Below are 2,456 nucleotides of genomic sequence, written 5' to 3'. Positions count from 1 at the left end.
GGGCCGGGCCTGGGTGCCGTAGCCGCGGGAGCCCCACTCGCCGAACACGCTCAGCGAATGGTGCCGGTCCAGCCGGTAGCGCCCCAGCACCCCCACCTCCGGCCCGCCGAAGTCGGCCGTGGGGTCCGGGCGGTACACGAAGCGGCGCGCGCCCAGCCGCACGCGCAGCGCGAGTCGCACGTCCGGGGCGTACTCGGCGAAGACGCTGGTGCCCAGGTCCGAGTACGCGCGGCTGCCGCCCCGCCGGTCCTTGGCGTGCCCCTCCACGCCCGCGCCCCACTCGGTGCCCAGCGCGAGCGAGCCCTCCAGCGCGCCCGCCTGCACCAGCGTGTCCTCGTTGGCGTAGTCCACGTACTTGCGAGCGCCCAACTCGTAGCGCCCCACCAGCTGCGCGCGCTCGCCGGTGCCCCGGCCCTCCGCCGTGGCCAGCAGGCTCAGCGCCAGGTCCGCGCCGGGCCCGCCGGTGACGCCGTCGGAGAAGTCCCGGGGGGCGTTGCTGTCCACGAGCATCCGGCCGGTGCCCTTGAGCGAGCCCTCCCACTCGGCCGCGCGCGCACCCCCGCCCCACAGGGTGGCGAGGAGCAGCAGGAGCGGGCGGAGGCGGCGGTCCAAGACGCGCGCACCATACTCCGGCCCGCCTGCATGCCCCATCCTCACGACGCCCCTCCAGCAGGCGGTTCCCAGGGTGACAGCCGCCAGCGCCAGCGGTCGGTGACGCCGCACCCGGGCGCCCGGTACATTGGGTCCATGTCTTCTGCGTCTGCTTCTGCTTCCTTGTTCGCGGTGGTGGCCGCCCTGGGGCTCGTCGCCTGTTCCCCGTCGTCCTTCACCACGGAGGTCCAGGGGGAGACGACGGTGCCCGCGCACCCCTCCGGCGCACCCACCCTCCTCAATGCCTTTCCCGCCATCAGCAGCTTCTCTGCGCTGGACTTCAACGAGAACCAGGACTTCAGGAACCGCGACGTCACCAAGGACGAGGTGTCACGCGTGCAGGTGAAGTCGCTGTCGCTCAAGGTGCTCAGCCCCAATGACCAGGGCTTCGACTTCCTGGACTCGCTGGAGGCCGTGGCCCGCGCGGGGGACCGGGAGTCGCGCTTCGCCGGCCGGGACGGCATCGCGGGGCTGGGATTGAACCCGCCCAACCCCACGCTGAACCTCAAGGCGGATGGGGACGTGGACCTGCGGCCCTACGTCGCCGCGCCCACCATGGCCATCATCCTGCGCGGCAACGGGCGCCTGCCGGAGAGGGAGGTGCGCCTGCAGGCCACGGTGGTGCTGGAGGTCGAGGGCGGCCTGCTCTAAGGCCCGCGCCTCCGCGCCTCCGTGTCATGGGGCCAGCGTCTTCGCCCGGCGCTCCAGCGCGCCCGCGCGCCCGTCCAGCTCGCGCGCGAGGGACTCCAGCTTCGCGGCCTCCTGCTCCAGGGAGGGCAGGTCCTCCGGTCCCCCCGCGGCCAGCGCCTGCGCGCGCACCGGATCCACCTGGGGCCGCCGGTCGCTCGCGGTGATGGACGGCGCCACCATGCCCCCGGGCTTCGAAGAGTCGTCTCCGGTCGTCGTCTCGCCGCCGCCGGGAGGGTCCGCGGCCAGGGGAGGGCCGGCGTAGTCCGCCGACGGGTTCCCGCTCCACGGCAGCCGGGGGCCGGAGCCGCGCTGCGTGGGCGCCACCTGCACGCCCTCGCTCCCCACCGAGCGCAGGCGCAGGCGCCGGTCCTGGTCGTCGAACATGGACTCCTCGCCGAGGAAGTCGTTCATGCGCCGGTCCAGGTCGCGCTCCTCGCGCACCTCGCTGATGCGCGCCTTCAGGGCCTGGAGCCGCTGGCGCACCTTGTCCTGGGTGTCGCGCAGCGCGTCCGCCTGGGCCAGCAGGTCCTCCGGATCATCCCCGCGCGCGGCCCCGTCCAGCGCCGGCACCTGGGACGCGGGCAGCGCCGCGCGCACGGCGTCCCGCTCCGTTCGCACCGACCGCATCTGCTCCAGCAGGCGCGCCCGCTCCGTTCGGTCCGTCGTCGCGTCCCACGCTGAGCGCAGCCGCGTCAGCTCCTGTGACAGCGCGCCGTGCAGCGCCAGGTGCGCGCGCTCCACCTCGCCCTCCGCGCCGGACACCGACTGGGCCAGCCCGGTGAGCTCCCCGCTCAGCTCCTGCGAGCGGCGCAGCGCCGACTCCAGCTCCCCGCCCGTCGTGAGCTTCCCCTGGCGCTGGGCCTTGAGCGCTTCGATGCGCGCGGCCAGCCCGTTGAGCTCGTCGCGCAGCCCCTGCTGCTGGGTGCGCAGGGTGCGGACCTCGACGCGCGCGGTCTGGGCCTTCACGCGCGCCTGCTCCAGCCCGGACGCGGCCCCGGCGGGGGCGCCCAGCAACAGGCACGCGAGAAGGGCAAGGGCACGCAGCGTCATCGTGGGTGAACCTTCAGCAAGGCGGATGCCAGTCCCGCCGTCCTACCCGGTTCCCTGCCTGGCCG

Annotated in this window: 2 protein-coding genes and 1 pseudogene; 1 reads left to right on the top strand and 2 read right to left on the bottom strand. The window is 74.6% G+C overall.

Translation table 11 applies throughout. From position 1 onward, the window contains the following. A pseudogene (locus D7V97_RS42240) lies at positions 1 to 612 on the bottom strand (hypothetical protein); the annotation flags it as partial. Positions 613 to 747: 135 nt separating this feature from the next. Between D7V97_RS42240 and D7V97_RS42235 the strand changes: the two are divergent. Beyond that, positions 748 to 1,302 (top strand): hypothetical protein, encoded by a 555-nt coding sequence (locus D7V97_RS42235; protein ID WP_120616167.1) that lies wholly within the window; start codon positions 748 to 750, stop codon positions 1,300 to 1,302. Positions 1,303 to 1,326: 24 nt separating this feature from the next. On the opposite strand, the gene D7V97_RS42230 is transcribed toward D7V97_RS42235, so the two are convergent. Continuing rightward, positions 1,327 to 2,391, bottom strand: coding sequence for a TetR family transcriptional regulator (locus D7V97_RS42230; RefSeq protein WP_120616166.1), 1,065 nt, complete (start codon positions 2,389 to 2,391; stop codon positions 1,327 to 1,329). Positions 2,392 to 2,456 lie beyond the last annotated feature (65 nt).

The sequence above is a fragment of the Corallococcus sp. CA053C genome (genome assembly GCF_003611675.1).
In the GTDB taxonomy this organism is placed as follows: Bacteria; Myxococcota; Myxococcia; order Myxococcales; family Myxococcaceae; genus Corallococcus.
This window is presented reverse-complemented; position numbering and strand designations above follow the sequence as displayed.